This window comes from Aeromonas sp. QDB56, assembly GCF_027705505.1.
GTDB lineage: Bacteria > Pseudomonadota > Gammaproteobacteria > Enterobacterales > Aeromonadaceae > Aeromonas > Aeromonas caviae.
Genome location: NZ_JAPDBZ010000247.1, coordinates 1 through 2,226 on the forward strand (window position 1 = coordinate 1; position 2,226 = coordinate 2,226).

The following is a 2,226-nucleotide window of genomic DNA, read 5'->3' on the forward strand; positions in this document are numbered from 1 at the left end:
GTACGACAACAGGTCAACTGAGCGAAATCGGCGCCTGAGAGACTGCTGTCCTGCTTTGGAATTGTGCAACAAGGCCGAGCAGATGCCACACTTCCATGGCGAGCGCCTGTGGCGTCGTCACGACGAGATCCCGCGACATCACATCCTGGCACCGTACCGTCCCCACTCGCTCGCGCAGGGCGTGAAGCTGGGCCTCCTGCAGCAGCTCCTGCAGATCCTGGCGGCTGATGTCCAGCAGTTCCCCGTGTTTTTGCAGGGCAAAGTCGATGTCCTGGGTGGCGAGTCGGGCACTCGGCTGGGGATCCGCCGTCTGGTGGCGATTGGGCGCCGCCTTGCCGCCATGGGGATAACGACGCCCCAGAGCGCGGTTGTAGAGCAAGCCCAGACTCAGCAGCAACAGGGAGTTGAGCAGCACCGGCAGCAGCACGTAGCCGACCCCGAGCGCCCGGATCCCCTCGCCGCCGATGATGGCGGTCAGGGCCACGGCGCCGCCGGGCGGGTGCAGGCTGCGGGTGAGGAACATGGCGGCGATGGCCAGCATCACCGCCAGGGCCGAGGCGATAGCCATGTCCGGCACCAGGCTCGCACTCAATACCCCCATCAGGGCAGACACCCCGTTGCCCACAAGGATGGACCAGGGCTGGGCCAGGGGGCTGGCCGGGGCGGCAAACAGCAACACGGCGGAGGCCCCCATGGGGGCGATGAGCCAGTGCACCTCGAGCCCCAACCCCCAGCGGCACAGCAAGGCGGTGCCGAGCAAGCCGATGAGGGCGCCAAGGGCGCCGTAACAACTCTCTTTGACGCTGGTATTGGTCGATACCGGCAAAAAATCCCTGAACTGCATGGTGCTCCCGCGGACGATAACATTTATTTCAAATGCGCAATTCTAGCCACTTTCCCCCGTCCCGCACCAGCACCCCGCTCCGCCATGGCCATCATCCGCACGCTTTTTCCCTTCTTAACATTGTCTTAAGAGTCCGCTGGCACCCTTTACGCCATCCCAACACTGGAGCCCAGCGGTATGACTCACCTCAACGATGCCCTGCGCCGCTTCGACGGCCAACGCCGGGTCTGGACGGCGGGACTGGAGCGACCCCTGCTCGGCTGGCTTGCCAGTCGCAGCGCATTGCCGCCCTCTTCGCAGGCACCCCGCCGGATCCTGGTCATTCGCAGCACCAACCGCATCGGCAACAACCTCTTTCTGCTGCCCTTCCTGCACCAGCTTCATCGCGCCCATCCCCACGCCGAGCTGGAGCTGGTGTGCAGCCCCACCACCCTGCTCCCCTTCCTGGCCGATCTGCCCCTGCGGCACATTCATCAGATCCGGTTGCAGGGCAGGCACCTGCCGGGCGCCCTCTCGGCACTCTCGCGTCTGCGCCGCCAGCACTACGACAGGGTCTACGTCCCCTTCGCCTCCAGTACGGATCACTTCATCGCCGCCTGGGTACAGGCCCGTGAGAAATGCGGCTTCGACGATGGCCATGGGGATCTCATCTTCCCGCGTCCGCAGGCTCCGGACAGTGAGTGCCACTACGCCCACCAGCCCCTGCAACTGCTCGGCATACCGGGCAATCAGGCCGACCCCATCCCCCTTGGCAGCCTGTTGCAGGGGCCAAGCCCGGCCTTGAGTGCGCTGCGACGAGCCCATCCTGGCCGTCCCCTGATCGGCTTTTTCACCGGCGCCCGCAAGGGCAAGGGGCTCTCCCAGCCCCAGTGGCAGCGGTTGCTTGGGGATCTGCGCCGTCACAGCCCGGATGCCCTGCTGATCCAGCTCGCGGATCCCGCCGCCCCCGAGCACCTGCTCGGGGACGTGCACGTTTCCCTTGGCAACATGGGGGAGCTGGCCCGCTTCACGGGCGGCCTCTCCCTCTTCGTCAGCGCCGACACCGGTCCCCTGCACCTGGCTGCCGCCAGCGGTGTGCCCTGTCTTGGCCTCTTTACCCAGACCGACCCCGCCCGCTACGGGTGCCTGGGCGCCCAGCACCTCAATCTGGTGATCGAGGATCGCAATGCCATCCCCCTCGACCAACAGTGGCTGACCGAGGCGCTCGCAAGCGCCCCTCACCGGGTGACGATGTCGGTTTCCCCAACCCGCTACCTGCCCGCACCCCGGCCCGCCCTGATCCCCCTCTAGGGAGCGGCCATGCAAAAAAAGAGGTTCATCGCGGCTTTCCGGGGAAGGCCGCCTTGATTTTCAGAAAAAAGTATTCTGAGTCCCTAAATCCA

General features: G+C 65.6%; 1 protein-coding gene and 1 pseudogene. One reads left to right on the forward strand and one right to left on the reverse strand.

All coding sequences use genetic code 11. From position 1 onward, the window contains the following. Positions 1–76: 76 nt before the first annotated feature. A pseudogene (locus tag OKB81_RS20110) lies at positions 77–844 on the reverse strand (HPP family protein); the annotation flags it as partial. A 177-nt stretch (positions 845–1,021) separates the two neighbouring features. On the opposite strand from OKB81_RS20110, the gene OKB81_RS20115 reads away from it, so the two are divergent. After that, positions 1,022–2,134, forward strand: a complete 1,113-nt coding sequence (locus OKB81_RS20115; RefSeq protein ID WP_160839230.1) for a glycosyltransferase family 9 protein — start codon at positions 1,022–1,024, stop codon at positions 2,132–2,134. The last annotated feature ends 92 nt before the right edge of the window (positions 2,135–2,226 follow it).

Bases quoted from the DNA above. Each gene is read 5' to 3' on its own strand.
- OKB81_RS20115 (WP_160839230.1), top strand. From the start codon at position 1,022: ATGACTCACCTCAACGATGCCCTGCGCCGCTTCGACGGCCAACGCCGG.